This window comes from Streptomyces sp. CS113 (assembly GCF_002188365.1).
GTDB lineage: Bacteria > Actinomycetota > Actinomycetes > Streptomycetales > Streptomycetaceae > Streptomyces > Streptomyces tendae.
Genome location: NZ_KZ195574.1, coordinates 5,189,124 through 5,211,708, shown reverse-complemented (window position 1 = coordinate 5,211,708; position 22,585 = coordinate 5,189,124). Strand labels below are relative to the sequence as shown.

Annotated in this window: 22 protein-coding genes; 8 read left to right on the top strand and 14 right to left on the bottom strand. The window is 71.5% G+C overall.

What is annotated here, in order from left to right; all coding sequences use genetic code 11:
• Nucleotides 1–4 precede the first annotated feature (4 nt).
• On the bottom strand, nucleotides 5–1,087 hold the full coding sequence (locus tag B9W62_RS23300) for a glycosyltransferase family 2 protein (RefSeq protein WP_087808994.1): 1,083 nt from the start codon (nucleotides 1,085–1,087) through the stop codon (nucleotides 5–7).
• 287 nt (nucleotides 1,088–1,374) lie between these two features.
• Between B9W62_RS23300 and B9W62_RS23295 the strand changes: the two genes are divergently transcribed.
• Nucleotides 1,375–2,751: an LCP family protein gene (locus B9W62_RS23295; RefSeq protein ID WP_087808993.1), complete on the top strand. Its 1,377-nt coding sequence runs from the start codon at nucleotides 1,375–1,377 to the stop codon at nucleotides 2,749–2,751.
• A 26-nt stretch (nucleotides 2,752–2,777) separates the two neighbouring features.
• Here B9W62_RS23295 and B9W62_RS23290 read toward each other — a convergent pair whose 3' ends face one another.
• Nucleotides 2,778–4,058, bottom strand: a complete 1,281-nt coding sequence (locus B9W62_RS23290) for an LCP family protein (RefSeq protein ID WP_179235619.1) — start codon at nucleotides 4,056–4,058, stop codon at nucleotides 2,778–2,780.
• A 120-nt stretch (nucleotides 4,059–4,178) separates the two neighbouring features.
• On the opposite strand from B9W62_RS23290, the gene B9W62_RS23285 reads away from it, so the two are divergent.
• A complete protein-coding gene (locus tag B9W62_RS23285; RefSeq protein WP_087808991.1) occupies nucleotides 4,179–4,745 on the top strand; it encodes an acyl-CoA thioesterase in 567 nt (188 codons plus the stop codon).
• Between the two features lie 36 nt (nucleotides 4,746–4,781).
• Here the strand turns inward: B9W62_RS23285 and B9W62_RS23280 are convergent, their stop codons facing one another.
• Both B9W62_RS23280 and B9W62_RS23275 read right to left on the bottom strand, forming a co-directional pair.
• The gene (locus tag B9W62_RS23280; RefSeq protein ID WP_087808990.1) at nucleotides 4,782–5,822 is read right to left on the bottom strand and encodes a vWA domain-containing protein; all 1,041 of its coding nucleotides are present in this window, start codon (nucleotides 5,820–5,822) and stop codon (nucleotides 4,782–4,784) included.
• Between the two features lie 154 nt (nucleotides 5,823–5,976).
• Nucleotides 5,977–7,134 (bottom strand): acyl-CoA dehydrogenase, encoded by a 1,158-nt coding sequence (locus B9W62_RS23275; RefSeq protein WP_087808989.1) that lies wholly within the window; start codon nucleotides 7,132–7,134, stop codon nucleotides 5,977–5,979.
• 180 nt (nucleotides 7,135–7,314) lie between these two features.
• Here B9W62_RS23275 and B9W62_RS23270 point away from each other — a divergent pair, with 180 nt between their 5' ends.
• Entirely contained in the window at nucleotides 7,315–8,658 is a 1,344-nt protein-coding gene (locus B9W62_RS23270) for a UDP-glucose dehydrogenase family protein (RefSeq protein WP_087808988.1), read from the top strand.
• 114 nt (nucleotides 8,659–8,772) lie between these two features.
• Here the strand turns inward: B9W62_RS23270 and B9W62_RS23265 are convergent, their stop codons facing one another.
• Nucleotides 8,773–9,279, bottom strand: coding sequence for a CGNR zinc finger domain-containing protein (locus B9W62_RS23265; RefSeq protein ID WP_087808987.1), 507 nt, complete (start codon nucleotides 9,277–9,279; stop codon nucleotides 8,773–8,775).
• Nucleotides 9,280–9,378: 99 nt separating this feature from the next.
• Here B9W62_RS23265 and B9W62_RS23260 point away from each other — a divergent pair, with 99 nt between their 5' ends.
• Both B9W62_RS23260 and B9W62_RS23255 read left to right on the top strand, forming a co-directional pair.
• Nucleotides 9,379–9,738, top strand: coding sequence for a VOC family protein (locus B9W62_RS23260; RefSeq protein WP_087808986.1), 360 nt, complete (start codon nucleotides 9,379–9,381; stop codon nucleotides 9,736–9,738).
• 45 nt (nucleotides 9,739–9,783) lie between these two features.
• On the top strand, nucleotides 9,784–10,176 hold the full coding sequence (locus B9W62_RS23255; RefSeq protein WP_087808985.1) for a VOC family protein: 393 nt from the start codon (nucleotides 9,784–9,786) through the stop codon (nucleotides 10,174–10,176).
• A 28-nt stretch (nucleotides 10,177–10,204) separates the two neighbouring features.
• Here the strand turns inward: B9W62_RS23255 and B9W62_RS23250 are convergent, their stop codons facing one another.
• Together B9W62_RS23250 and B9W62_RS23245 are read right to left on the bottom strand one after the other, a co-directional pair.
• Nucleotides 10,205–11,335: a dipeptidase gene (locus B9W62_RS23250; protein WP_087808984.1), complete on the bottom strand. Its 1,131-nt coding sequence runs from the start codon at nucleotides 11,333–11,335 to the stop codon at nucleotides 10,205–10,207.
• Nucleotides 11,336–11,427: 92 nt separating this feature from the next.
• A complete protein-coding gene (locus tag B9W62_RS23245) occupies nucleotides 11,428–11,784 on the bottom strand; it encodes a MerR family transcriptional regulator (RefSeq protein ID WP_087808983.1) in 357 nt (118 codons plus the stop codon).
• Between the two features lie 61 nt (nucleotides 11,785–11,845).
• On the opposite strand from B9W62_RS23245, the gene B9W62_RS23240 reads away from it, so the two are divergent.
• Nucleotides 11,846–12,988: an alkene reductase gene (locus B9W62_RS23240; protein ID WP_087808982.1), complete on the top strand. Its 1,143-nt coding sequence runs from the start codon at nucleotides 11,846–11,848 to the stop codon at nucleotides 12,986–12,988.
• Here B9W62_RS23240 and B9W62_RS23235 read toward each other — a convergent pair.
• From B9W62_RS23235 to B9W62_RS23225, 3 genes are read right to left on the bottom strand one after another with little or no spacing between them, the layout of a single operon-like run.
• A complete protein-coding gene (locus tag B9W62_RS23235) occupies nucleotides 12,937–14,115 on the bottom strand; it encodes a dipeptidase (RefSeq protein WP_087808981.1) in 1,179 nt (392 codons plus the stop codon). The genes B9W62_RS23240 and B9W62_RS23235 overlap by 52 nt on opposite strands.
• Nucleotides 14,116–14,129: 14 nt before the next feature.
• Nucleotides 14,130–14,672 (bottom strand): 5-(carboxyamino)imidazole ribonucleotide mutase, encoded by a 543-nt coding sequence (gene purE, locus B9W62_RS23230; RefSeq protein ID WP_087808980.1) that lies wholly within the window; start codon nucleotides 14,670–14,672, stop codon nucleotides 14,130–14,132.
• Complete coding sequence (locus B9W62_RS23225) at nucleotides 14,669–15,832, bottom strand: 5-(carboxyamino)imidazole ribonucleotide synthase (RefSeq protein WP_087808979.1); 1,164 nt, start codon at nucleotides 15,830–15,832, stop codon at nucleotides 14,669–14,671. The genes purE and B9W62_RS23225 overlap by 4 nt, the downstream gene beginning before the upstream one ends.
• Before the next feature lie 164 nt (nucleotides 15,833–15,996).
• Between B9W62_RS23225 and B9W62_RS23220 the strand changes: the two genes are divergently transcribed.
• Nucleotides 15,997–16,569: a GtrA family protein gene (locus tag B9W62_RS23220; protein ID WP_087808978.1), complete on the top strand. Its 573-nt coding sequence runs from the start codon at nucleotides 15,997–15,999 to the stop codon at nucleotides 16,567–16,569.
• A gap of 24 nt (nucleotides 16,570–16,593) precedes the next feature.
• On the opposite strand, the gene draK is transcribed toward B9W62_RS23220, so the two are convergent.
• Together draK and B9W62_RS23210 are read right to left on the bottom strand one after the other, a co-directional pair.
• Nucleotides 16,594–17,868 (bottom strand): two-component system sensor histidine kinase DraK, encoded by a 1,275-nt coding sequence (gene draK, locus B9W62_RS23215; protein WP_087808977.1) that lies wholly within the window; start codon nucleotides 17,866–17,868, stop codon nucleotides 16,594–16,596.
• 34 nt (nucleotides 17,869–17,902) lie between these two features.
• Nucleotides 17,903–18,580, bottom strand: a complete 678-nt coding sequence (locus B9W62_RS23210) for a response regulator transcription factor (RefSeq protein WP_030191398.1) — start codon at nucleotides 18,578–18,580, stop codon at nucleotides 17,903–17,905.
• 495 nt (nucleotides 18,581–19,075) lie between these two features.
• On the opposite strand from B9W62_RS23210, the gene B9W62_RS23205 reads away from it, so the two are divergent.
• Nucleotides 19,076–20,572 (top strand): MFS transporter, encoded by a 1,497-nt coding sequence (locus B9W62_RS23205; RefSeq protein WP_087808976.1) that lies wholly within the window; start codon nucleotides 19,076–19,078, stop codon nucleotides 20,570–20,572.
• A gap of 691 nt (nucleotides 20,573–21,263) precedes the next feature.
• On the opposite strand, the gene B9W62_RS23200 is transcribed toward B9W62_RS23205, so the two are convergent.
• Together B9W62_RS23200 and B9W62_RS23195 are read right to left on the bottom strand one after the other, a co-directional pair.
• Complete coding sequence (locus B9W62_RS23200; protein ID WP_087808975.1) at nucleotides 21,264–21,779, bottom strand: ATP-binding protein; 516 nt, start codon at nucleotides 21,777–21,779, stop codon at nucleotides 21,264–21,266.
• A 196-nt stretch (nucleotides 21,780–21,975) separates the two neighbouring features.
• On the bottom strand, nucleotides 21,976–22,353 hold the full coding sequence (locus B9W62_RS23195; RefSeq protein WP_059302090.1) for an STAS domain-containing protein: 378 nt from the start codon (nucleotides 22,351–22,353) through the stop codon (nucleotides 21,976–21,978).
• Nucleotides 22,354–22,585 lie beyond the last annotated feature (232 nt).

Genomic DNA, 22,585 nt, shown 5'->3' with positions numbered 1-22,585 from the left:
GACGTCAGCGAGTACCGGCGGCGTCCGTGGCGTCCGTGGCGTCCGTGGCGTCCGTGGCCCCCGCGTCCGCCCGGACCGCCGGGCGCCGGGACGCGATGACCTTCCTGGCCAGCGACTTCGGGCTGGTCAGGAAGCCCCAGCCCCACGACATGTGCATGGTCGCCAGCGCCACCGGTATCTGCGCCCGCGCCTTCAGCCCGAGCCCCTTCCCGGCGGGCAGCGAGCCGGCCACGATCGCCGCCAGGTAGGCGCCGGGCACGACGAAGCCCCAGGGGGTCAGCGCGGCGCCCACCACGACACCGGCCGCGATGGCGCACACGGCGGTCGGCGGGGCGAGATAGCGCAGGTTGATGGAGCCGGCGTGGTAGCGCGCGACGACGTGCCGCCAGCGGCCGTAGTCCTTGTACTGCTTGGCCAGCGCCCGCATGCTCGGCCGGGGGCGGTAGGACACCCGCAGTTCCGGCGAGAACCAGATCAGGCCGCCGGCCTCGCGGATGCGGAAGTTCAGCTCCCAGTCCTGGGCGCGGATGAACTCCTCGTTGTAGCCGCCCTGCCGCTCCAGCGCCTCGCGGCGGAACACGCCGAGGTAGACGGTCTCGGCGGGCGCCGCCTGTCCACCGGTGTGGAACGCGGCGTTGCCCACGCCGATCTTCGACGTCATCGCGGCGGCGACGGCGTCCTCCCAGGCGTTCTCGCCCTCGGCGTGCATGATGCCGCCGACGTTCTGCGCGCCGGTCTCCTCCAGGAGCCGGACGGCCGTGGAGATGTAGTTCGGCGAGAGCATGCCGTGGCCGTCGACGCGGACGACCACCGGGTGGCGGGACGCCTTGATCGCGGCGTTCAGCGCGGCGGGCGTACGGCCGGTGGGGTTCGGCACGGTGTGGACCCGGGGGTCCTCGCGGACGAGTTCGGCGGCGATCTCTTCCGTACGGTCCGTGGAGGGACCGACGGCGATCACGACCTCCATCTCGCCGGCGTACTCCTGGGCGAGGATGGCGCGGACGGCGCCGCGCAGGTGCCGCTCCTCGTTGAGGACGGGCATGATCACGGAAACGGCGGGCAGCCGCACGTCGGACTTGGCGTTCATCGGTGCTCACGTTACCGCGAACGGGGGACACGGGTGCGCGCCGCGGGGGTCACAGCCCCGGGCAGCAGATCGTATGGGCCTACGGTGCTCACGAATCCCACGTACGGCCTCACGCTCCACGCCCAGGGCCCCGTCCCCGCGGAGGTGTTCCCTTGCCCACGCCGCCCCGCTCGTCCCGGGTCCCGGCCTCGACCGACCGGGGCGGCCCCCCGCCGCAGCGCGGCGGCGCTCGTCCGTCCGGGCGCTTGCCGAGGCCCCCCGTACGGCGGAGGAAGCCGCGCTGGGCCATGCGGACGGTGACCGCGCTGTCGGTGGTGGTGCTCGCCTCGGCCGGGATCGGGCACGCGGTGCTCTCGGGTCTGGACTCGGACATCTCGCGGTTCGACGCGTTCAAGGACATGAAGAACCGGCCGCGGGCGGGCGACGGCATGAACGTCCTGATGGTCGGCACCGACGGCCGGGACGAGATCACCGAGGAGGAGCGGCGCAAGTACCGGCTGGGCGGCGCCCCCTGCCACTGCACCGACACCATCATGATCGTGCACATCTCGGAGGACCGGGAGCGCGCGAGCGTGGTCAGCCTGCCGCGCGACTCGTACGCCGAGACGCCCGGCCACACCGACCGCACCACCGGTGAGCACCACAAGGGGCACCCGCTCAAGCTGAACGCGGCCTACGCCGAGGGCGGCGCGCAGTTGACGATCCGCACCGTGGAGAACATGACCCGGGTGAAGATCGACCACTATCTGGAGGTCGACTTCACCAGCTTCATGAAGACCGTGGACATCCTCGGCGGTGTGAAAATCTGCACGGTCCAGCCGCTCAAGGACAGCTACACCGGACTCGACCTGCCGGCCGGCACCCACACCCTGAAGGGCGGGCAGGCGTTGCAGTACGTGCGGGCCCGGCACCTCGACGGCGCCTCGGACCTGAGCCGGATGAAGCGCCAGCAGCGCTTCCTGGCCGCCCTGATCGAGCGGGCCACCTCCTCGGGGATCCTGCTGAATCCGCTGAAGTTCCGCGACGTCACCCGGGCCGTGCTCGGCTCGGTCCGGGCCGACCAGGGCTTCGGCACCGACGAGCTGCTGACGCTCGGGCGGGCGATGCGGAACTTCTCGCCGTCGTCCTCCGAGTTCACCACCGTGCCGATCGGGCAGATGGGCTACGCGGTCAAGGGCGTCGGTTCGACCCTGAAGTGGGACCCGGCGAAGTCCGAGCGGCTCTTCGACGCCCTGCGCGAGGACAAGCCGCTGGCCGCGCCGAAACCGAGGCCGAAGGGCCCGGCGCCGGTGCGGGTCCCGGTGGACCCGAAGCAGATCCGCGTGCAGGTGGAGAACGGCACCCGCACCTCCGGGCTCGGCAAGCGGGTGGACGACGCGCTGGCCGCGACCGGGTTCCGCACCACCAAGGCCCCGCGCAATGCCAGGGACCGGGCGGTCGAGCGGACCGTCGTCGCCTACGACCCGCGCTGGGACCAGTCGGCGAAGTCGCTGGCCGCCGCGCTGCCCGGCAGCGAGCTGAAGCCGGTCAAGGGGCAGGGCGCCACGCTGAAGGTGATCGCGGGCGCCGACTTCGAGAAGGTGGCGAAGGTACGGCCGGCCGACCCGCCGCAGGAGTCGGGCACGGTGGTGCGGGGCGACGAGGTGGTCTGCGGCGACCAGTGAGGGGCCGGGGCCGGCCGGCCCCCCGCTCAGTTGCCGGAGACGGTGACCTTCTCGTCGTTCTTCAGCTCCTCGACGAGCTTCTTGACCTTGGCGTCGTCCCACTTGAGGTTGCCGCCGACGCTGCCCGAGATCGGCATGTTCATCGAGGTGCCCTCGCCGCCGCTGACGCTCTTCATCGCCCAGAACATGCTCGCCAGGTCGAACAGGCCCATGTCCTTGTCGACGATGAGGGAGTCCAGACCGGCGCCCATGGTCGGGTAGAGCTTGAAGGGGTTGAGGACCGTCGACGGGGTGGCCACCTGGCTCGCCAGTGCCGACAGGAACTTCTGCTGGTTCTTGGTGCGGTCCAGGTCGGAGCCGGCCAGCGCGTACCGGGTGCGGACGAAGGCGAGGGCCTCCTCGCCGTTCAGGGTCTGCTTGCCCTTCTGGAAGTCGGCGCCGGACTTCTTGTCCTTGATGTCCTGCGGGATGTCCATCTCGACGCCGCCGACCGCGTCCACGATGTTCGCGAAGCCGGCGAAGCCGATCTCCACGTAGTGGTCCAGGCGCAGCCCGGTGTTGTGCTCGATGGTGCGCACCAGCAGCTCGGGGCCGTCCTCGGCGTAGGCGGCGTTCAGCTTGGTGTGCCGGCCGGTGCCCGGGTACTTCTTGCCGGACTCGGAGCCGACGAAGCTCGGGATCTCCACGTCCGAGTCACGGGGCAGGGAGATCAGCGTCGACCCGTTGTCCCCGGTGTGCAGGATCATCATGGAGTCGGTGCGCTTGCCCTCGGCGGAGCCGGTGTGCAGGTCCTTCTTCTGCTCGTCGGTCATGCCCTCGCGGCTGTCGGAACCGACGATCAGGTAGTTGGTGCCCTCGCCCGCCTCGGGCCGCTCGATGACCTTGGACAGGTCGACGTCGCGGTGGAGCTTGGAGTCGGCCCAGAAGTAGGTGCCGACGGTGGTGACGACCAGCACGGTCACCACCGTGATGGCGGTCCACTTGATCCGGCGGCGCCAGTTCGGCGCGGGCCGGTCCCGGACCTGTCGGCCGGGGCCCTGGCCGCCGCCACCGCCGCCGTAGACCTGGCCGGTGTTGTAGCCGCTGTCGTACCCGTCGCCGCCGTGTCCCTGGCCGTCGGAGTACGACGGCTGCTGGGGCACCCCGGCGCCGTACGGCGGGGCCGACGGGCCCGGGCCGGGCGGCGGTGTCGCGCCGCGGCGGACCTGGCGCATCACGCGGGCGCTCTCCGGCCGTGCGCTCGCGCTGCCGCGTCCGTATCCGCTGCCGCGGTTGTCACCGGACCATCCCTCGGGCCAATCATTCATGCGCACCAGTGTGCAGGCCCGCACTGCGGGGGTTACAAGGTTCGTCGGAAAATCAGGGCAGTGCTGTTGCGAACCCGACACAAAACCACGTCGGTGTAGCCCCGGCATAAGGTGGAGGGCATGACAGACCAGGCAGAACAGGCCTCGGCCGCGCCGTCGGCGCCCCCGGAGATCCCGGGCAAGCCGACCTCGGCCTCCCGCACCACGCTCAGCCACATCATGACCCACAGCGACACCAACCTTCTGGGCACGGTGCACGGCGGTGTGATCATGAAGCTCGTCGACGACGCGGCGGGCGCCGTGGCCGGACGGCACTCCGGCGGGCCCGCCGTCACCGCGTCCATGGACGAGATGGCGTTCCTCGAACCGGTCCGCGTCGGCGACCTCGTCCATGTGAAGGCACAGGTCAACTGGACCGGCCGCAGCTCCATGGAGGTGGGTGTCCGGGTGATGGCCGAGCGCTGGAACGAGTCCGCCCCGGCCACCCAGGTCGGCTCGGCCTATCTGGTCTTCGCCGCCGTGGACGCCGACGGCAAGCCGCGCACGGTGCCGCCGGTCCTCCCCGAGACCGAGAAGGACAAGCGGCGCTACCAGGAGGCCCAGATCCGCCGCACCCACCGCCTGGCCCGCCGCCGCGCGATCATGGAACTGCGCGAGCGGCGGGTGGCGGAGGGGTACCAGGACTGACCCCCGGCCGCGGCGCCGACCTGGGCGCCGGCGAGGTCAGAGCATGAGCAGGAGCCGGGTGTTCGCCACGAGCTTCCGGTTCACGCTCGTGCTCTGCACGAAGATCGTGAAGTCGTCGTTGTGGTCGGGCCTGATGCGGACCTCGACGTCCGGCAGGCCGAGCAGGGCGCGGGCCTCGGGCCCCGTGTACACCCGGTCCGTCTTCTTCTCCAGCACCGATATCTGCTTCTTCGGCTGGACCTTCTCCGACTTGCTCAGCTGGTAGAACGCACCGCCGGTGCGGTAGGTGTGCCCGCGCTCGACGACCCAGTCCCGGATCGGCACGTCGCGGGTCACGTCGATCAGCGCGTACGCCGACGCCTCCACCGGGGTGAGGCCGGCCGCCTTGATCGTCTCCTTGTTGACGGCGTCCGCGCCGGTGGAGAACACGGCCCGCGACCCGCGGATGCCCTTGGTGCGACCCACCATGAACTTCTCGGTGGCCTCCTGGATGACCTGTCCGGCCTCCTCCAGGCCCTGGGTGCTGGTGGCGTCCCAGATGGCGATGTTGTCCTTGGGGAAGCCGTACTGCATGGCCTCGCGCTTGCCCATCTGGTCCGGCACGAGCACGGCCAGCGTCCAGTTGTCCGCCTGGGTCTCGATCATCGTGGACACGCCCTCGACCAGTGCGCGGGGGTCCCGGGCGGGGGCGTCCGGGCAGCGGTGGCTCACGTTCTCCTGGCCGTCCGTGAGGACGAACGTCAGGAAGCTGTGGTCGCCGTACAGCTGGGCGGTCTGCGCCAGCTCCCGCTGCGACTTGAGCGTGGCCGCCAGCAGCGCCGTCATGCCGCCGACCCGGTACATCTGCTTCAGCGACGGCATCCGCAGCACGTCCTTGTCGTAGATGACGCACTCCACCTGGTCGGCGAAGACGTACACCGTGACGCGGGTCTCCTGGTCCAGCTCCTGCGACCGGCGGGCCAGGTAGGCGATCTGCTGGTCGGCGACCTCGACCACCTTGTGGCTCAGGCGGCGCATGGACGAACTGGCGTCCAGGACGAGAGCGACGTGGTTGATGTAGTTCTGGCTCTTGGACATGGCGGATCCCCCTCTTACCGACTGCCGATTGCCGTCGACCGCTCGGCGGCCTCCCGACTCGATGGATCCACCGTCTCATCCACCACTGACAATCGATCAGACGAGCGAGGGGCGCCCGGCCCGCGGACGCCCCTCGCCGAACGGACCGCGGCCGCTACGGCAGGTTGCGCGCCATGACGATGCGCTGGACCTGGTTGGTGCCCTCGTAGATCTGCGTGATCTTGGCGTCGCGCATCATGCGCTCCACCGGGTAGTCACGGGTGTAGCCGTAGCCGCCGAGCAGCTGGACGGCGTCCGTGGTGACCTCCATGGCCACGTCGGAGGCGAAGCACTTGGCGGCGGCCCCCTGGAAGGTGAGGTCGCTGTCCCCGCGCTGGGACTTGGCGGCCGCCGCGTACGTCAGCTGACGGGCGGCCTCGATCTTCATGGCCATGTCGGCGAGCATGAACTGGATGCCCTGGAAGTCGGCGATCGGCTTGCCGAACTGCTTGCGCTCCTTGACGTAGCCCTTGGCGTAGTCGAGGGCGCCCTGGGCGATGCCGAGGGCCTGGGCGGCGATGGTGATGCGGGTGTGGTCCAGCGTCTTCATGGCGGTGGCGAAGCCGGTGCCCTCCGCGCCGATCATGCGGTCGGCGGGGATGCGGACGTTGTCGAGGTAGACCTCGCGGGTCGGGGAGCCCTTGATGCCGAGCTTCTTCTCCGGGGCGCCGAAGGAGACGCCCTCGTCGGACTTCTCCACGACGAAGGCGGAGATGCCCTTGGAGCGCTTGTCGGGGTCGGTGACGGCCATCACCGTGTAGTACTCGCTGACGCCCGCGTTGGTGATCCAGCGCTTGACGCCGTTGAGCACCCAGAAGTCGCCGTCGCGCACGGCCTTGGTCTTCATGCCGGCCGCGTCGGAGCCCGCGTCGGGCTCGGAGAGGCAGTAGGAGAACATGCCGTCGCCCTTGGCGAGCGGGGTCATGTACTTCTTCTTCAGCTCCTCGGAGCCGGAGAGGATCACCGGCAGCGAGCCGAGCTTGTTGACCGCCGGGATGAGGGAGGAGCTGGCGCAGGCGCGGGCGACCTCCTCGATGACGATCACCGTGGCGAGCGCGTCGGCGCCCGCGCCGCCGTACTCCTCGGGGACGTGCACCGCGTGCAGGTCGTTCGCGGTGAGGGCGTCCAGGGCCTCCTGCGGGAAGCGGGCCTCCTCGTCCACCGCTGCGGCGTACGGCGCGATCTTCGCCTCGGCCAGCGAGCGGACGGCGTCCCGGAGCATGTCGTGCTCCTCGGACGGGCGGTACAGGTCGAAGTCAGCCGATCCGGCCAAGGTGTCTCACGCTCCAAAACGCTGTGATGCTGGGCACGCTAACTACCGTTAAGTAACCCAAATTTTAGAGCCCCGGCCGGGCCGGTGGATAGGTGAGCTTGACGACAGCCGACCGGAGGGCCTTCGCCGCGTCCCGGATATGCTCGGGCGCGACCCGTGCCGTACACCTCTGGAGCACCCATGGCCCTGAAGATCACCGTGATCGGTACCGGCTATCTCGGCGCCACCCACGCGGCGGCCATGGCCGAGCTGGGTTTCGAGGTGCTGGGTCTCGACGTGGTGCCCGAGAAGATCGAGACGCTCCAGCGGGGCGAGGTCCCGATGTACGAGCCGGGTCTCCAGGAGCTGCTGCGCAAGCACGTGGTCGGCATCGAGGGCGCCAGCGGGCGGCTGCGCTTCACCACCGACTTCGCCGAGGCCGCGGCCTTCGGCGACGTGCACTTCCTGTGCGTGAACACCCCGCAGAAGCACGGCGAGTACGCCTGCGACATGTCGTACGTCGACTCCGCGCTGGCCTCGCTGGCGCCGCACCTCACCGGCCCGGCGCTGGTCGTCGGCAAGTCGACCGTGCCGGTGGGCTCCGCCGACCGGCTGGCCGCCTACCTGGCCGAGCACGCGCCGGCGGGCGACGAGGCCGAGCTGGCCTGGAACCCGGAGTTCCTGCGCGAGGGCTTCGCCGTCGAGGACACCCTGCACCCCGACCGGCTCGTGGTCGGCGTGCGCAGCGAGCGGGCCGAGCGGCTGCTGCGCGAGGTGTACGCGACGCCGATCGCGGAGGGCTCGCCGTTCGTCGTCACGGATTTCCCGACGGCCGAGCTGGTGAAGACCGCCGCGAACTCCTTCCTCGCCACCAAGATCTCCTTCATCAACGCGATGGCGGAGGTCTGCGAGGCGGCCGGCGGCGACGTCGCCAAGCTGGCGGAGGCGATCGGGTACGACGACCGGATCGGCAAGAAGTTCCTGCGGGCCGGGATCGGCTTCGGCGGCGGCTGCCTGCCGAAGGACATCCGCGCCTTCATGGCCCGAGCCGGTGAGCTGGGCGCCGACCAGGCGCTGACCTTCCTGCGCGAGATCGACTCGATCAACATGCGCCAGCGCGGCCAGATGGTGGAGCTGACCCGGCAGGCGCTGGGCGGCGGCCCCTTCCTCGGCAAGCGGATCGCGGTGCTCGGCGCGACCTTCAAGCCGGACTCGGACGACGTGCGCGACTCCCCCGCGCTGAACGTCGCCGGGCAGGTGCACCTCCAGGGCGCCCAGGTGACCGTGTACGACCCCAAGGGCATGGCGAACGCCCGGCGACTCTTCCCGACCCTCGGCTACGCCGACTCGGCCCTGGAGGCGGTGCGGGGCGCGGACGTGGTCCTGCACCTCACCGAGTGGCGGGAGTTCCGCGAGCTGGACCCGGAGGCGCTGGGCGAGGCGGCGGCGGCCCGGGTGATCCTGGACGGGCGCAACGCCCTGGACCCGACGCTGTGGCGCAAGGCCGGCTGGACGTACCGGGCGATGGGCCGCCCGACCGCCTAGTGCGCCCAGGACGGCACGGGTGACGCCGGTTCGGCCGAGGCTCAGTCGGCCGAACCGGCGTCCGTCCGCATTCTGCCGCAGGGCGCGGCGGACGACCGGTGAAACGGACGGTGTTTACGACTCCTTGGCCCGGTACCGGCGCATCTTGGCGCGGGCCCCGCACACCTGCATGGAGCACCAGCGGCCGCGTCCGGCCGGGCTGCGGTCGTAGTACGCCCAGTGGCAGTCGGCGGCCTCGCACGCCTTGAAGCGGCTCCAGGTGCCTGCCACCAGCGCCTCGGCGACGGCGGCGGCGACCCGGGCGGTCAGGGAGCCCTCCCGGGCCGGTGCGAGGGTGGCGGAGCCGTCGGCCGGGTCGACGGTGACGACCAGCGGGGCGGCGGCCAGCAGCTCGCCCAGCGGGGTCACCGTGCGGTGCGGCGGGTGCCCAGCGTGCGCGAGCAGGGTCGCGCGCAGGGACTCGCGCAGCTCGCGGGCCGCGGGTACGTCGTCCTGCGCCAGACCGAGCCGCGCCCGGCCCTCCTCGGTGTCCAGCGAGTCGGCGCCCGTCTCGACATCCAGCGTGTTCACCAGGGTCTCGACCAGGCCCAGGCCGCCCGGCGCGGGCGATCTCTCACTCATGCTTGCGACGTTACCTCCAATACGGCAGCATGCAGTAACCGTTACCGGTTACTCGCCCCTTGCAGGTAACCGCAGACCGCGTGCTTCAAGGAGGAAGTCATGGCTGTCGCCGAACTGGGCGTCGTCGTCCTGGACTGTCCCGATCCCCGTGCCCTGGCCCGTTTCTACGCCGACGTGCTCGGCGGCACCGTCGAGGGCGAGGGCGACTGGGTCGACCTGAGGCTGCCGGACGGACGGGCGCTGGCGTTCCAGGCCGCCCCCGGGTTCGTGCCGCCGAAGTGGCCCGCCCCCGACGACTCGCAGCAGTTCCACCTCGACCTGACCGTCCCGGACCTGGACGCGGCGGAGAAGGCGGTGCTGGAGCTGGGCGCGCGTCCGCTGGACGCGGAGGACCGCACCCGTACGTTCCGGGTTTACGCCGACCCGGCCGGGCACCCGTTCTGCCTCTGCGCCTGCTGAGCGCCGGTCCGCCGATCCGCCCCGCCGATCCCGGGAGGTACCCGTATGGCACCCGCGGCACGTTTCCGTTCCGTCGTCGTCGACTGCCCCGAGCCCCGTGAGCTGGCCCGCTTCTACGCGGCGGTCGGCGGCGGCACACCCGACGAGGCGGACCCGGACTGGGTCGTCCTCCAGGTGCCCGGCGGTCCCCGCCTGTCCTTCCAGCGTGCGCCGGACCTCACCCCGCCCGAGTGGCCGCGCTCCGACCGCAACGCCCAGCAGTTCCACCTCGACTTCGACGGCGGGGCGACCTGGGCGGAGATGGACGCCGCGCACGAGAAGGTGCTCGCGCTGGGCGCCCGGCCGCTGGACCTGGAGGACCGGGAGGAGAAGGGTTTCATGGTGTACGCCGATCCGGCGGGGCATCCGTTCTGCCTGTGCCGGATCGAGCACACCTGACGCTCGCGCGGGCCCCCGCTCTCGCTGACTACCCGTCCAGGTCGGCGATGGTCGCCGTGGACGGCTCGCGGCGCAGCTGGGCCGCCTTGGCGGTGAAGGCTGCGGCGCGCAGCACGCGCTGGACGTTGCCCCAGGTCAGCAGGGCCACGTCGGCCTCGTCCCAGCCGCGTCGGAGCAGTTCGGCGATGAGCCGGGGGTAGCAGGAGGGGTCGCCCAGCTCCAGCGGGTGGGCGGTGCCGGTGTCGTAGGTGCCGGACAGGCCGACGCTCTGCGGCCCGGCCACCGTGCGAACGTGGTCGAGGTGGTCGGCGACGTCCCGGACGGTCGGGCCGGTCTGCTCGGCGGTCAGCGGCACCATGCACAGACCGCCGGCCGCGCCCAGCTCCACCAGCAGGTCGTCGGGGAGGTTGGCGGGGTGCGGGCGCAGCGCGCGGGCGGCGGAGCGGGTGCACAGCGCCGGCGCCTTGGACACCGCGAAGGTACGGCGGATGGTCTCCGTGGAGGCGCCGGAGAGGTCGGCGACGACACCGAGGCGGTTCATCTCCCGGACGACCTCCTCGCCGAAGCGGGTCAGTCCCGCCTCGCTCGCCCAGCTCACCCCGGACAGCGTCAGGGCGCGCAGGCCGAGGGCGTGCAGGGAGCGCAGGATGCCGAGGCAGTCGCCGAGGGCGGCGGCGCCCGCGGGGCCGGGCAGCACGGCGATCCGGCCGCAGTTGCGGGCGTCGATGGCCTGCCCCGCGTCGTAGGCCAGGCGCAGCCCCTCCGGGTGGGCCCGTACGACCGTCTTGACCAGGTCGAGCTGCTCCAGCGTGGCGCCGACCGCGTGCTCCCCGTCGAGGGACTCGGGCAGGTGCAGCGACCACAGCAGCGCACCCACGTGCCCCTCGCGCAGCCGCGGCACGTCGGTGTCGACGGCGCTCTCGCCCAGCTCCAGGTCGTACCAGGGCAGGTGCTTGAGGGCCCAGGGCAGGCCGCTGCATCCGTCGGCGACGGGGTGGGCGGCCAGCACGGCGAGCGCCCGGGTCAGCGGCTCGTCGTCGGGGTCGGACACGGGCGCGTAGGGCTCCGGCGGAAAGGCCTCCGCGGCGAGCGGCACGGGCAGGTCGTCGAGCCCACCGGCCTCGGTACCGGGGTGCAGGTCGTCCTGGAGGTCTGCCATGACGGGCTCCGTACGGTCGTCGTGAGGTACGGCCACCGTCGCACGGCGGGGAAAGGGCTTCCTGGTGGGTGGAGCGTTCGGGGGTACGCGGCTCAGCCCCCGGCCGCGTCGATCACCTCGTCGAGGGTGTCCCGGGAACGGAGCAGGTCGGAGATCATCCGGTCGATGCGGGCGCGCTCCGCGGTGAGGTCGGCGACCAGCCTCGGGGTGGCGACGGCCGAGGGACCGCCGTCCCCGTCCCGCATGCAGGGCAGCAGCTCGGCGATCTTGCTGCTGCATAGCCCGGCCGCGTACAGCTCCTGGATCCGGACGACCCGGTCGACGGCCGCTTCCGGGTACTCGCGGTGCCCGCCGGGCGTGCGCTCGGCCGCGAGCAGTCCCTGCTTCTCGTAGTAGCGCAGCGAGCGTTCGCTGACGCCCGTGCGCCGGGCCAGTGCACCGATCCGCATTCCCGTACCTCTCGACGCCGGACTTGATTCTGACACTGGTGTCAAGTTTTAGCGTACGAGCATGTCGCACACAACAGACCTCTTCGCGTCCGCCCCGCTCGGCCCGCTCACGCTTCCCAACCGTCTCGTGATGGCCCCGCTCACCCGCAACCGGGCCGAGGCCGACGGCACTCCGACCCCGCTCATGGCCACGTACTACGCCCAGCGCGCGACCGCCGGGCTGATCGTCGCCGAGGCCGCGACGCCGAACGCGGTCGGGCAGACCTATCCCGACATCACCGCGGTACACAGCGCCCGGCACGTGGCGGGCTGGCGGCGGGTCACCGAGGCCGTGCGGGAGGCGGGCGGCCGGATGTTCCTCCAGCTCCAGCACGGCGGGCGGGTCGGGCATCCGGCGACGAGCGGGCTGACGCCGGTCGCGCCGTCACCGGTGCCGCTGCCCGGGACCATCTTCACGCCCGGCGGGCACCGGCCGGCCGTCGTCCCCAGGGAGATGAGCTCCGAGGACATCCTGACCACCGTCGCCGACTTCGCACGGGCGGCGCGCAACGCGCTCGACGCCGGGTTCGAGGGGGTGGAGGTGCACTCCGCCAACGGCCACCTGCTGCACCAGTTCCTGGCCGCCAACACCAACCTGCGCACCGACGGCTACGGCGGTTCCGTCGCCGCCCGGATCCGGTTCGCGGCCGAGGTGACGGAGGCCGTCGCCGCCGAGATCGGCGCCGAGCGGGTCGGGCTGCGGGTCTCCCCCGCCAGCACCGTCAACGGCATCGCGGAGGGCGAGACCGACGCGCTGTATCCGGCCCTGGTGGAGCGTCTCGGCGGGCTGGGCCTCGCCTACCTGCACCTCGTGCACGCCGACCCCGGCGCCCCGCTGTTCGGGCGGCTCCGCGCCGGATGGCCCGGCGTGCTGATCGCCAATCCGGTCCTGGGCGACACCCTCACCACGGACGCCGTGCGTCGGGCCTCCGCGCGGCTGCTGGCCGCCGGGGCCGATCTGATCGCGCTGGGCCGGCCGTTCCTCGCCAACCCCGACCTGGTCGCGCGGCTGCGGCTCGGGGCGCCGCTGAACCCGGTGCGGGACCGGTACCTGATGTACGTGGGCGGGGCGACCGGATACACCGACTACCCCGCCCTCGACGAGACGACGGCTCAGCCGTCCAGCTCCTCCAGCGAGGCGTTGGACGGTCCCCGCGTCGCCTGAAGCCCGCGGGCCACGTCCTCGGCCGCGTCGAGCACGCGGACCGCGTTCTTCCAGGTCAGCTTGGCCAGGTCGGACTGGGACCAGCCGCGGTCGAGCAGTTCGGCGATCAGGTTCGGGTAGCCGGAGACGTCGCCGAGCCCGTCCGGGGTGAAGGGCGTGCCGTCGTAGTCGCCGCCGATGCCCAGGTGGTCGACGCCGGCGACCTCGCGCATGTGGTCGAGGTGGTCGGCGACCGTCGACACGGTGGCGACGGGACGGGGGACGCGCTCCTCGAAGGCGGCGTGCACCTTCATCGCCTCGGGGCTGGAGTCGAGGTGGTGGAAGCCGTGCGCGCGCATGTTCTCGTCGGCCTCGGCGGTCCAGTCCACGGCCGCCTGGAGCACGAACTTCGGCACGAACGTCACCATCGCCATGCCGCCGTTCGCGGGCAGCCGCTCCAGGACGTCGTCCGGGATGTTGCGCGGGTGGTCGCAGACCGCGCGGGCGGACGAGTGCGAGAAGATCACCGGCGCGGTGGAGGTGTCCAGCGCGTCGCGCATCGTCGTCGCCGCGACGTGCGAGAGGTCGACCAGCATGCCCTCGCGGTTCATCTCCCGCACGACCTCGCGGCCGAAGGCCGACAGGCCGCCGGCGCGGGGCTCGTCGGTCGCCGAGTCCGCCCACGCGACGTTGTCGTTGTGGGTGAGGGTCATGTAGCGCACGCCGAGCGCGTACAGGGCGCGGAGCGTGGCCAGCGAATCGTCGATGGAGTGGCCGCCCTCGGCGCCCATGAGGGAGGCGATCCGGCCCTCGGCGCGGGCCGCCTCCATGTCGGCGGCGGTCAGCGCGGCCCGCAGCTCGCCGGAGTGGCGGTCGATCAGCCGCCGTACGCAGTCGATCTGCTCCAGCGTCGCCGTGACCGCGCCCGGCAGGTCGGAGCGGACGTACACCGACCAGTACTGCGCGCCGACGCCGCCGGAGCGCAGCCGCGCCAGGTCGGTGTGCAGGTGGGCGGACTGGTCGGCGGCGATGTCGCGGGCGTCGAGGTCGTAGCGGACCTGTTCGCGCAGCGCCCAGGGCAGGTCGTTGTGCCCGTCGACGACCGGGAACTCGCGCAGCAGTTCCCGGGCCCGGTCCAGCGAGGTCATCCGCGTCCCCTCCGTCACTTTCCGAATCCGAAGCCGGCCGCCGAGCCCGCGACCTTGTTGCGCAGTCGCTTGCCCTTCTCGGTGGCCTGGTCGTTCAGCTCCTGCTGGAAGTCGCGCATCCGGCCGAGCAGCTCCTCGTCGTGGGCGGCGAGGATGCGGGCGGCCAGCAGACCGGCGTTGCGGGCGCCGCCCACGGAGACGGTGGCGACGGGAACACCGGCCGGCATCTGCACGATGGACAGCAGGCTGTCCATGCCGTCCAGGTACTTCAGCGGCACCGGGACGCCGATGACCGGCAGCGGGGTGACGGAGGCGAGCATGCCGGGCAGGTGGGCGGCGCCCCCGGCCCCGGCAACGATCGCCTTCAGGCCCCGTCCGGCGGCCTGCTCGCCGTACGCGATCATCTCGTGCGGCATGCGGTGCGCGGAGACGACGTCGACCTCGTAGGGGATCTCGAACTCGTCGAGGGCCTTGGCGGCTGCCTCCATGACGGGCCAGTCGCTGTCCGACCCCATGACGATGCCGACGACTGGACTGGCCGGGCTGGCCTGGCTCATTCGGTGATCGTCCCTCTCAGGTAGCCGGCAGCGTGACGGGCGCGCTCCAGCACGTCGTCCAGGTCGTCGCCGTAGGTGTTGACGTGGCCGACCTTGCGGCCGGGCTTCACGTCCTTGCCGTACATGTGGATCTTGAGCTGCGGGTCGCGGGCCATGCAGTGCAGGTACGCCGAGTACATGTCCGGGTAGTCGCCGCCGAGGACGTTGACCATGACCGTCCACTTGGCGCGCGGACGCGGGTCGCCGAGCGGGAGGTCGAGGACGGCGCGGACGTGGTTGGCGAACTGCGAGGTGATCGCGCCGTCCATCGTCCAGTGGCCGGAGTTGTGCGGGCGCATCGCCAGTTCGTTGACGAGGACGCGGCCGTCGCGGGTCTGGAACAGCTCGACGGCGAGGTGGCCGACGACGCCCAGCTCCTTGGCGATGCCGAGCGCCATCTCCTCGGCGCGCAGGGCCAGCGCCTCGTCGAGGTCGGGCGCCGGGGCGATCACCGTGTCGCAGACGCCGTTCACCTGCTGGGACTCGACGACGGGGTAGGCCACCGCCTGGCCGTGCGGGGAGCGGACCACGTTGGCGGCCAGCTCGCGGACGAAGTCGACCTTCTCCTCCGCCAGCACGGGCACTCCCGCGCGGAAGGGCTCGGCCGCCTCCTCGACAGAGTCCACGACCCACACGCCCTTGCCGTCGTATCCGCCGCGGACCGTCTTGAGGACGACGGGGAAGCCGTCGCCCCCGGCGGCGCCTTCCGCGACGCCTTCCGCCGCGAAGGCGGCCACGTCGGCCGGATCGCGCACGATCCGGTGCCGCGGGCAGGGCACGCCGATCGCGACGAGCTTCGCGCGCATCACGCCCTTGTCCTGGGCGTGCACGAGCGCCTCGGGACCGGGGCGGACGGGGATGCCGTCCGCCTCCAGGGCCTTGAGGTGCCCGGTCGGCACGTGTTCGTGATCGAAGGTGATCACGTCACAGCCGCGCGCGAACTCGCGCAACGTGTCCAGATCGCGATAGTCGCCGACGACGACTTCGTTCACGACCTGCGCCGCAGAGTCCTGAGGAGTGTCACTGAGAAGCTTGAACCTGATGCCCAACGGGATGCCCGCCTCGTGTGTCATACGAGCGAGCTGGCCACCGCCGACCATGCCGACTACGGGGAACGTCACACCCCTAGCGTATCGGCCGCGCGGAGCCCACCTGTTTACCGGCCGTTTCCGGCCGGTCCAGGCGCCCGTTCCGACTCCCGTGCGTCCGTCCGCAGGAAGATCGCGCGTCCGGGTGGTTAGCATGAACGGATTGACGCCAACCCTGGACGGGGGCCTGCACGACCATGGGACATGGTTCCTCGGGTGCTCACCCGGCTCCCTCCGCGCCCGACGCGTCCCGTGCCGGAATGCGGGAGCGGATCGGCCGGCTCGTGCGGGAGGTCGTGAAGTTCGGCGCCGTGGGCGGGGCGGGTGTGCTGGTCAACCTCCTCGTCTTCAACTTCGTACGGCACACGACCGACCTCCAGGTGGTGCGGGCCAGCATCATCGCCACGGTCGTCGCGATCGCCTTCAACTACGTGGGCTTCCGCTACTTCACGTACCGCGACCGCGACAAGAGCGGCCGGACCCGCGAGATGTCGCTGTTCCTGCTGTTCAGCGCGGTCGGGCTGGTGATCGAGAACGGCGTGCTCTACACCGCGACCTACGGGTTCGGCTGGGACAGCCCGTTGCAGAGCAACATCTTCAAGTTCCTCGGCATCGGCATCGGCACGCTGTTCCGCTTCTGGTCGTACCGCAGCTGGGTCTTCCGCGCGCTGCCCGCCCGTGAGCCGCTGACGCAGGCGGAGACCTTCCTGGAGCACGAGCACCCGACCGCGGTCCCCCGCGCGGACGGCGCCCCCGCCGGCCGCCGCTGACCGGTTCTCCTCACCCGGGCGCGCTCAGCGCACCGTCGGGTCGCCGTCCCCCGCGGACTTCTTCGAGGGCGGCGTACGGGACAGGAACAGTCCGAAGACCGGTGGGCGCCCCTGGAGCAGCTCCAGGCGGCCGCCGTCCGCCTCGGCCAGGTCGCGGGCGACGGCGAGGCCGATGCCGGTCGAATTGCGTCCGCTGATCGCGCGCTCGAAGATCCGCGCCCCCAGGTCGCCCGGGACGCCGGGACCCTCGTCGGTGACCTCGACCACGGCCTGGTTGCCGGTCACCCGGGTCCGCAGGGCCACCGTGCCGCCGCCGTGCATCAGGGAGTTCTCGATCAGCGCGGCCAGCACCTGCGCCACGGCGCCCGGGGTGCCCACGGCCGTCAGATGGCGCTTGCCGGAGCTGACGATGGCCCGGCCCTCACTCCGGTAGGCCGGGCGCCACTCGGCGATCTGCTGCTGGATGACGTCGTCCAGCTCGAAGGTGACGGCGGAGCCGCTGCGCGGGTCGCGGGAGTTGGTGAGCAGCCGGTCCACGACGTCGGTCAGCCGCTCCACCTGCGACAGCGCGATCGTCGCCTCCTCCTTCACCGTCTCCGGCTCGTCGGTGAGGGTGATCTCTTCCAGCCGCATCGACAGCGCGGTCAGCGGCGTACGCAGCTGGTGCGAGGCGTCCGCGGCCAGCCGCCGCTCGGCGGTGAGCATCCGGGCGATGCGCTCCGCGGAGGAGTCCAGCACGTCCGCGACCCGGTCCAGCTCGGGGACGCCGTAGCGCTTGTGCCGGGGGCGCGGGTCGCCGGAGCCGAGGCGTTCGGCGGTCTCGGCGAGGTCGGTGAGCGGGGAGGCGAGGCGGTTGGCCTGCCGGATCGCCAGCAGTACGGCGGCGATCACCGCGAGCAGCGCCACCAGGCCGATGATCAGCAGGGTCCGCCCGACCTCCCGGGTGACCGAGGAGCTGGGCTCCTCGACGAGGACCGTCTCGCCCTCCTCACCGGTGGCCTTGCCCTGGAGCACGTCTCCGGACGGCTTGCTGCCGACCTCGATGACCGGTTCGCCGGGGATGCGGATCACGGCGTAGCGGGCGTCGCGGATCTGCTCGCGCAGGAACCGCTCGTCCACGGAGCCGGTGCCGATCAGCCGACTGTCGACGATGCTGGCCAGCCGCACCGCCTCCAGGTCGACCCGCTCCTGGGCGGTGCTGCTGATGGTCCGGGTCTCGACGATGACGAGGGAGACGCCGAAGACGGCGATCACGACGAGCACCACGGCGAGCGTGGACTGGATCAGTCGACGGCGCATGTCCTCTTACCCGCGAGGCCCCCTCGGGGCTCGCTCAGTTCTTCTCGAAACGGAAGCCCACCCCGCGCACGGTGGCGATGTAACGGGGGTTGGCCGCGTCGTCCCCCAGCTTCTTGCGCAGCCAGGAGATGTGCATGTCGAGGGTCTTGGTCGACGACCACCACGTGGTGTCCCACACCTCGCGCATCAGCTGGTCGCGGGTGACGACCCGGCCGGCGTCGCGCACCAGGACCCGCAGCAGGTCGAACTCCTTCGCGGTGAGCTGGAGCTCCTCCTCGCCCATCCAGGCCCGGTGCGACTCGACGTCGATGCGCACGCCGTGGGTGGCGGGCGGCTGCGGGGGCTCGACGGCGCCGCGCCGCAGCAGGGCCCGGACCCGGGCGAGCAGCTCGGCGAGACGGAAGGGCTTGGTGACGTAGTCGTCGGCGCCCGCGTCCAGGCCGACCACGGTGTCCACCTCGTCGGCGCGGGCGGTCAGGATCAGGATCGGCACGGCGTGGCCCTCGGACCGCAGCCGGCGGGCGACCTCCAGCCCGTCCATCCCCGGCAGGCCCAGGTCCAGCACGACCAGGTCGATGCCGCCTTGCAGCCCGGCGTCCAGTGCGGTGGGTCCGTCCTCACGCACCTCGACCTCGTACCCTTCCCTGCGCAGTGCGCGGGCCAGCGGCTCCGAGATGGACGCGTCGTCCTCGGCGAGCAGTACACGGGTCATGGGCTGATGGTAGACCGCTCGGAGCAACGCCCGGGGCAAGATCGCCCCGAGGGCCCGCCCCGCCCCACCACCCCCGCGGCCGAACCTGCGGCTGTGGGGTGCCATCCTGGGTAGAACCTTCGAAAGATCGTTCGCGGTTCCACAATCACCTGTGATCCGCGTCTCAAGTCCTTCCATACCGGGCAGTGTCCTGCCGTATGGTGAATCAGCGCCTGTAGCACCCAGCGGACCTTTGGCGACAGTTCGACGCTGAAGGTCTCTTTTGTGTGCGGGCCGGCCCTCACGGCCGGCCTTGAAAGGAATGACCTGGGGCCGGGCCTCGTCGCGTGCACTGACGCGCGCGGAGGCGTGGATCCCGGTGGCCGCCGCCCACCGCTTCGCAATCCGGAGCGGAATCCCTCAGGCGTGGGACGGGCGGGAAGGCCGCCGGTGCCGGCCGCCCCCCACCGGGCGCGCATCGCCTCATGAGCGCGTCCCGACCAGCAAGGATCGACCATGGCGTCCAGCCTGACGAAGGACTCGGTCACCCCGGGCACCCCCGGCACCGAGAAGACCTTCTTCGGCCACCCCCGCGGACTGGCCACACTCTTCATGACCGAGATGTGGGAGAGGTTCTCCTACTACGGCATGAGGGCTCTGCTCCCGCTGTACCTCGTCGCCCCGGGTGGTCTCGGCCTCGGCGCCGGCACCGCGACCGCGATCTACTCCGTGTACCTCTCGCTGGTGTACCTGCTCACGATGCCGGGCGGCTGGTTCGGCGACCGCGTCTGGGGCCCGCGCAAGACCGTCGCCATCGCTGGCGGCGTGATCATGCTCGGCCACCTCACGCTGGCGCTGCCGTCCTCCGGCACGTTCTACGCGGGCCTCGGTCTGGTCGCGATCGGCTCGGGTCTGCTGAAGGCCAACATCTCCACGATGGTCGGCCAGCTCTACGACGGCCCCGACGACCCGCGCCGCGACGGTGGCTTCACCGTCTTCTACATGGGCATCAACCTCGGTGCCTTCGCCGCGCCGCTGACCATCGGCACCATCGGCGAGAACGTCAACTGGCACCTGGGCTTCGCGCTCGCCGCGGTCGGCATGGGCCTGGGCGTGCTCCAGTTCCTCATCGGCAGCCGCCACCTGGCCCCGCACTCCAGCGCGGTCCCGAAGCCGCTGTCCGTCGAGGAGAAGACCTCGACGCTGCGCAAGGCCGCGTTCTGGGCCGCGCTGGCCGTCGTCTTCTACGCGATCGTCGGCTTCTCCGGCCACTACACCCTGAACTGGATCCTGGTCCCGCTGACCCTGCTCGGCGTGATCATCCCGGTGCTGGTGCTGACCAACATCAAGCGCGACAAGTCCCTGGACCGCGCCGAGCAGTCCAAGATGTCGGCGTACATCTGGTTCTTCGTCGCCGCCGCCGTGTTCTGGATGATCTACGACCAGGGCGGCTCGACCCTGTCGCTCTTCGCCGACTCCTCGGCGAACAACAGCGTCTTCGGCTGGGACTTCCCGGTCTCCTGGTACCAGTCGGTCAACCCGGTCATCATCATGGCCCTGGCCCCGGTCTTCGCCACGCTGTGGCTGGCGCTGAACCGCCGCGGCAAGGAGCCGAGCACGGTCGTCAAGTTCTGCGGCGGTCTGGTGCTGGTCGGCGCGTCCTTCTTCCTCTTCCTGGCCCCGCTGGGCATCGCGGAGGGCGGCCACAAGGCGGCGGCGATGTGGCTGGTGGCGATCTACTTCGTCCAGACCTGCGGTGAGCTGATGCTCTCCCCGGTCGGCCTGTCGGTGACGACGAAGATGGCGCCGGTGAAGTACGCCTCGCAGATGATGGGCGTCTGGTTCCTGGCCGTCACCGCCGGTGACGCCACGACCGGCCTGCTCTCCATCGCCGGGGTCGACCTCAACAAGACGGGCATCGTCGCCGCGGAGGCGACCCTCGCGGTGGTCGCGGGCATCGCGATCTGGATGTACCGCAAGCGCGTCAGGGAACTCATGGGCGACGTCCGCTGACCCCGGCGAACACCCGTCCCGCACGGAGGGCCGCCTCATCCGACCCGGATGAGGCGGCCCTCCCGCCTTCACGACACCGGGAACCGAACCACGACCGCACCCGAACAACGACGAACCCCGCGCAGGAGACGCGACCCCCGCCGCGCGCGGGCTGCGCGGCTCAGGCAGGGGTGCGGGGAACACAGTCCCCGCCGTGTGCGGGCTGCGCGGCTCAGGCAAGGGTGCGGGAGACGGAGCCGCCGCGGGGGCATCAGGCGGGGCCCCGAGAACGGTGCAGGAGACGCAGTCCCCGCCGGGCCCCGAGGCGGAGCGCCTGAGAGGGGCACAGGGGCCGAGGCCCCCGCCGGAGCCTCAGGCGGGGGCCTCGGGCGGGTGCAGGAAGACGCAGTCCCCGCCGCGTGCGGGCTGCGCGGCTCAGGCAAGGGTGCAGGAGCGGAGCCACCGCCGGGGCATCAGGCAGGGCGCCTGAGAGGGGTACAGGAGACGGAGCCCCTCACCGGGGTCTCAGGCGGAGCCGCAAAGCGGGGTGCAGGGGACGCAGTCCCCGCGCGGGCGGGGGCGTGACCCAGAGTGGGGTGCAGGGGGCGGGGCCTGCAACGGGGTCCGGGGCGGAGCCCCGGGGGCGGCGACCTCTTGGCCGACCGAGACGGGTGGGCGGGTGGGCAAAAAGACCCGCACAAGCGCCGCAGGCCTACGCCGGGGCCCCCAGCTCCGCCCACACCCGCTTGCCCGCGACCCCCGGCGTCCGCACGACGCCCCAGTCCAGGCACAGCCGCTGCACGATGAACATCCCGTGACCGCCGGGACGCCCCGCGCGGTGCGGGGTCCGCGGCGCCGGCTGCCCCGTACCGCGGTCGGAGACCTCCAGCCGGATCACCTTCTTCTCGCAGGTGATCGACAGCTCGTCCGGGCCCTCCGCATGGAGACACGCGTTGGTCACCAGCTCGGAGACCACGAGCAGGACATCCTCGGCGGCGGCCCGCTGGTCCGCGGTGGCGGACGGCAGCCAGCCCCAGGCGTACAGCGCCTCGCGGGTGAAGTCACGGGCCAGCGGGACGACCCCGCTCGCGTCCTCGAAGCTCAGCCTGCGGGCCTGCCGCCCGCCACTCTCCCCGGGCACGGCGGCGGGCGCGGACGGCGGCACCCCGGAAGCGCCGCCGGGCTCCGGACCGCGGTCGCCCGGCGAATAGGGCCGGGTGGTGCTCATCAGCGCTTCACCTCACCGATTCACCAGTTCACATTTCAAAGTCGTACACAGCAAAGTCGTAGACAGCCGGTTCAGGGTCTCTCCTGCCCGACCGGGCCGTACGAACACCCCTGTATCGCGCACGAAACCCGCCGCGGGGCGAAAACACCCGTCCCGGGATGCGCACGCGCCCCTCCGCCGGCCGGACAAGGACGGCTCAGTCGGACGCGTCGGCCAGGGCGGCCGCAAGCGTGTCATGAAGGGTGAAGACCGCTTCGGCCCCCGTGATCTCGAACACGCGCGCCACCACCGGCTGCATGGCCACCAAATGCACTCCGCCCCCCGCGGCCTCCGCCTTCAACCTCGCTCCGAGCAGGACGTTGAGCCCCGTGGAGTCGCAGAACTCCAGCCGTGAGCAGTCCACGACGAGCCGGTTGAATCCCTTGGCGAGACAGTCCTCCAGCGGCTCGCGCAACAGATCGGCGGTGTGGTGATCCAGCTCACCCGCCGGTGTCACGACGGCACTGGGGCCCTCTTCCCGTACTTCGACCAGAAGCCGGCCCGACTGGGCACTGCCGACCGTCCCGCGGTCCATGCCGTTTCTCTCTCCCGAGGTCGTGACTGCTTGCTGACGCCCTCGAACACTACGCCTTCCCGCCGCACTCCGACACCCGAACAACCGCACACAAACGGACATACCCGCACAGAACACACTTGCGGTCAGCTCGGTAAACCCGGTAGGGCTAGTAAGACACGTAAACCGACACGGCCGGCTTTGGAGGCGCCGCACACCGCAGTGCACGTATTTGGCTTCGGCAGCCGTATGC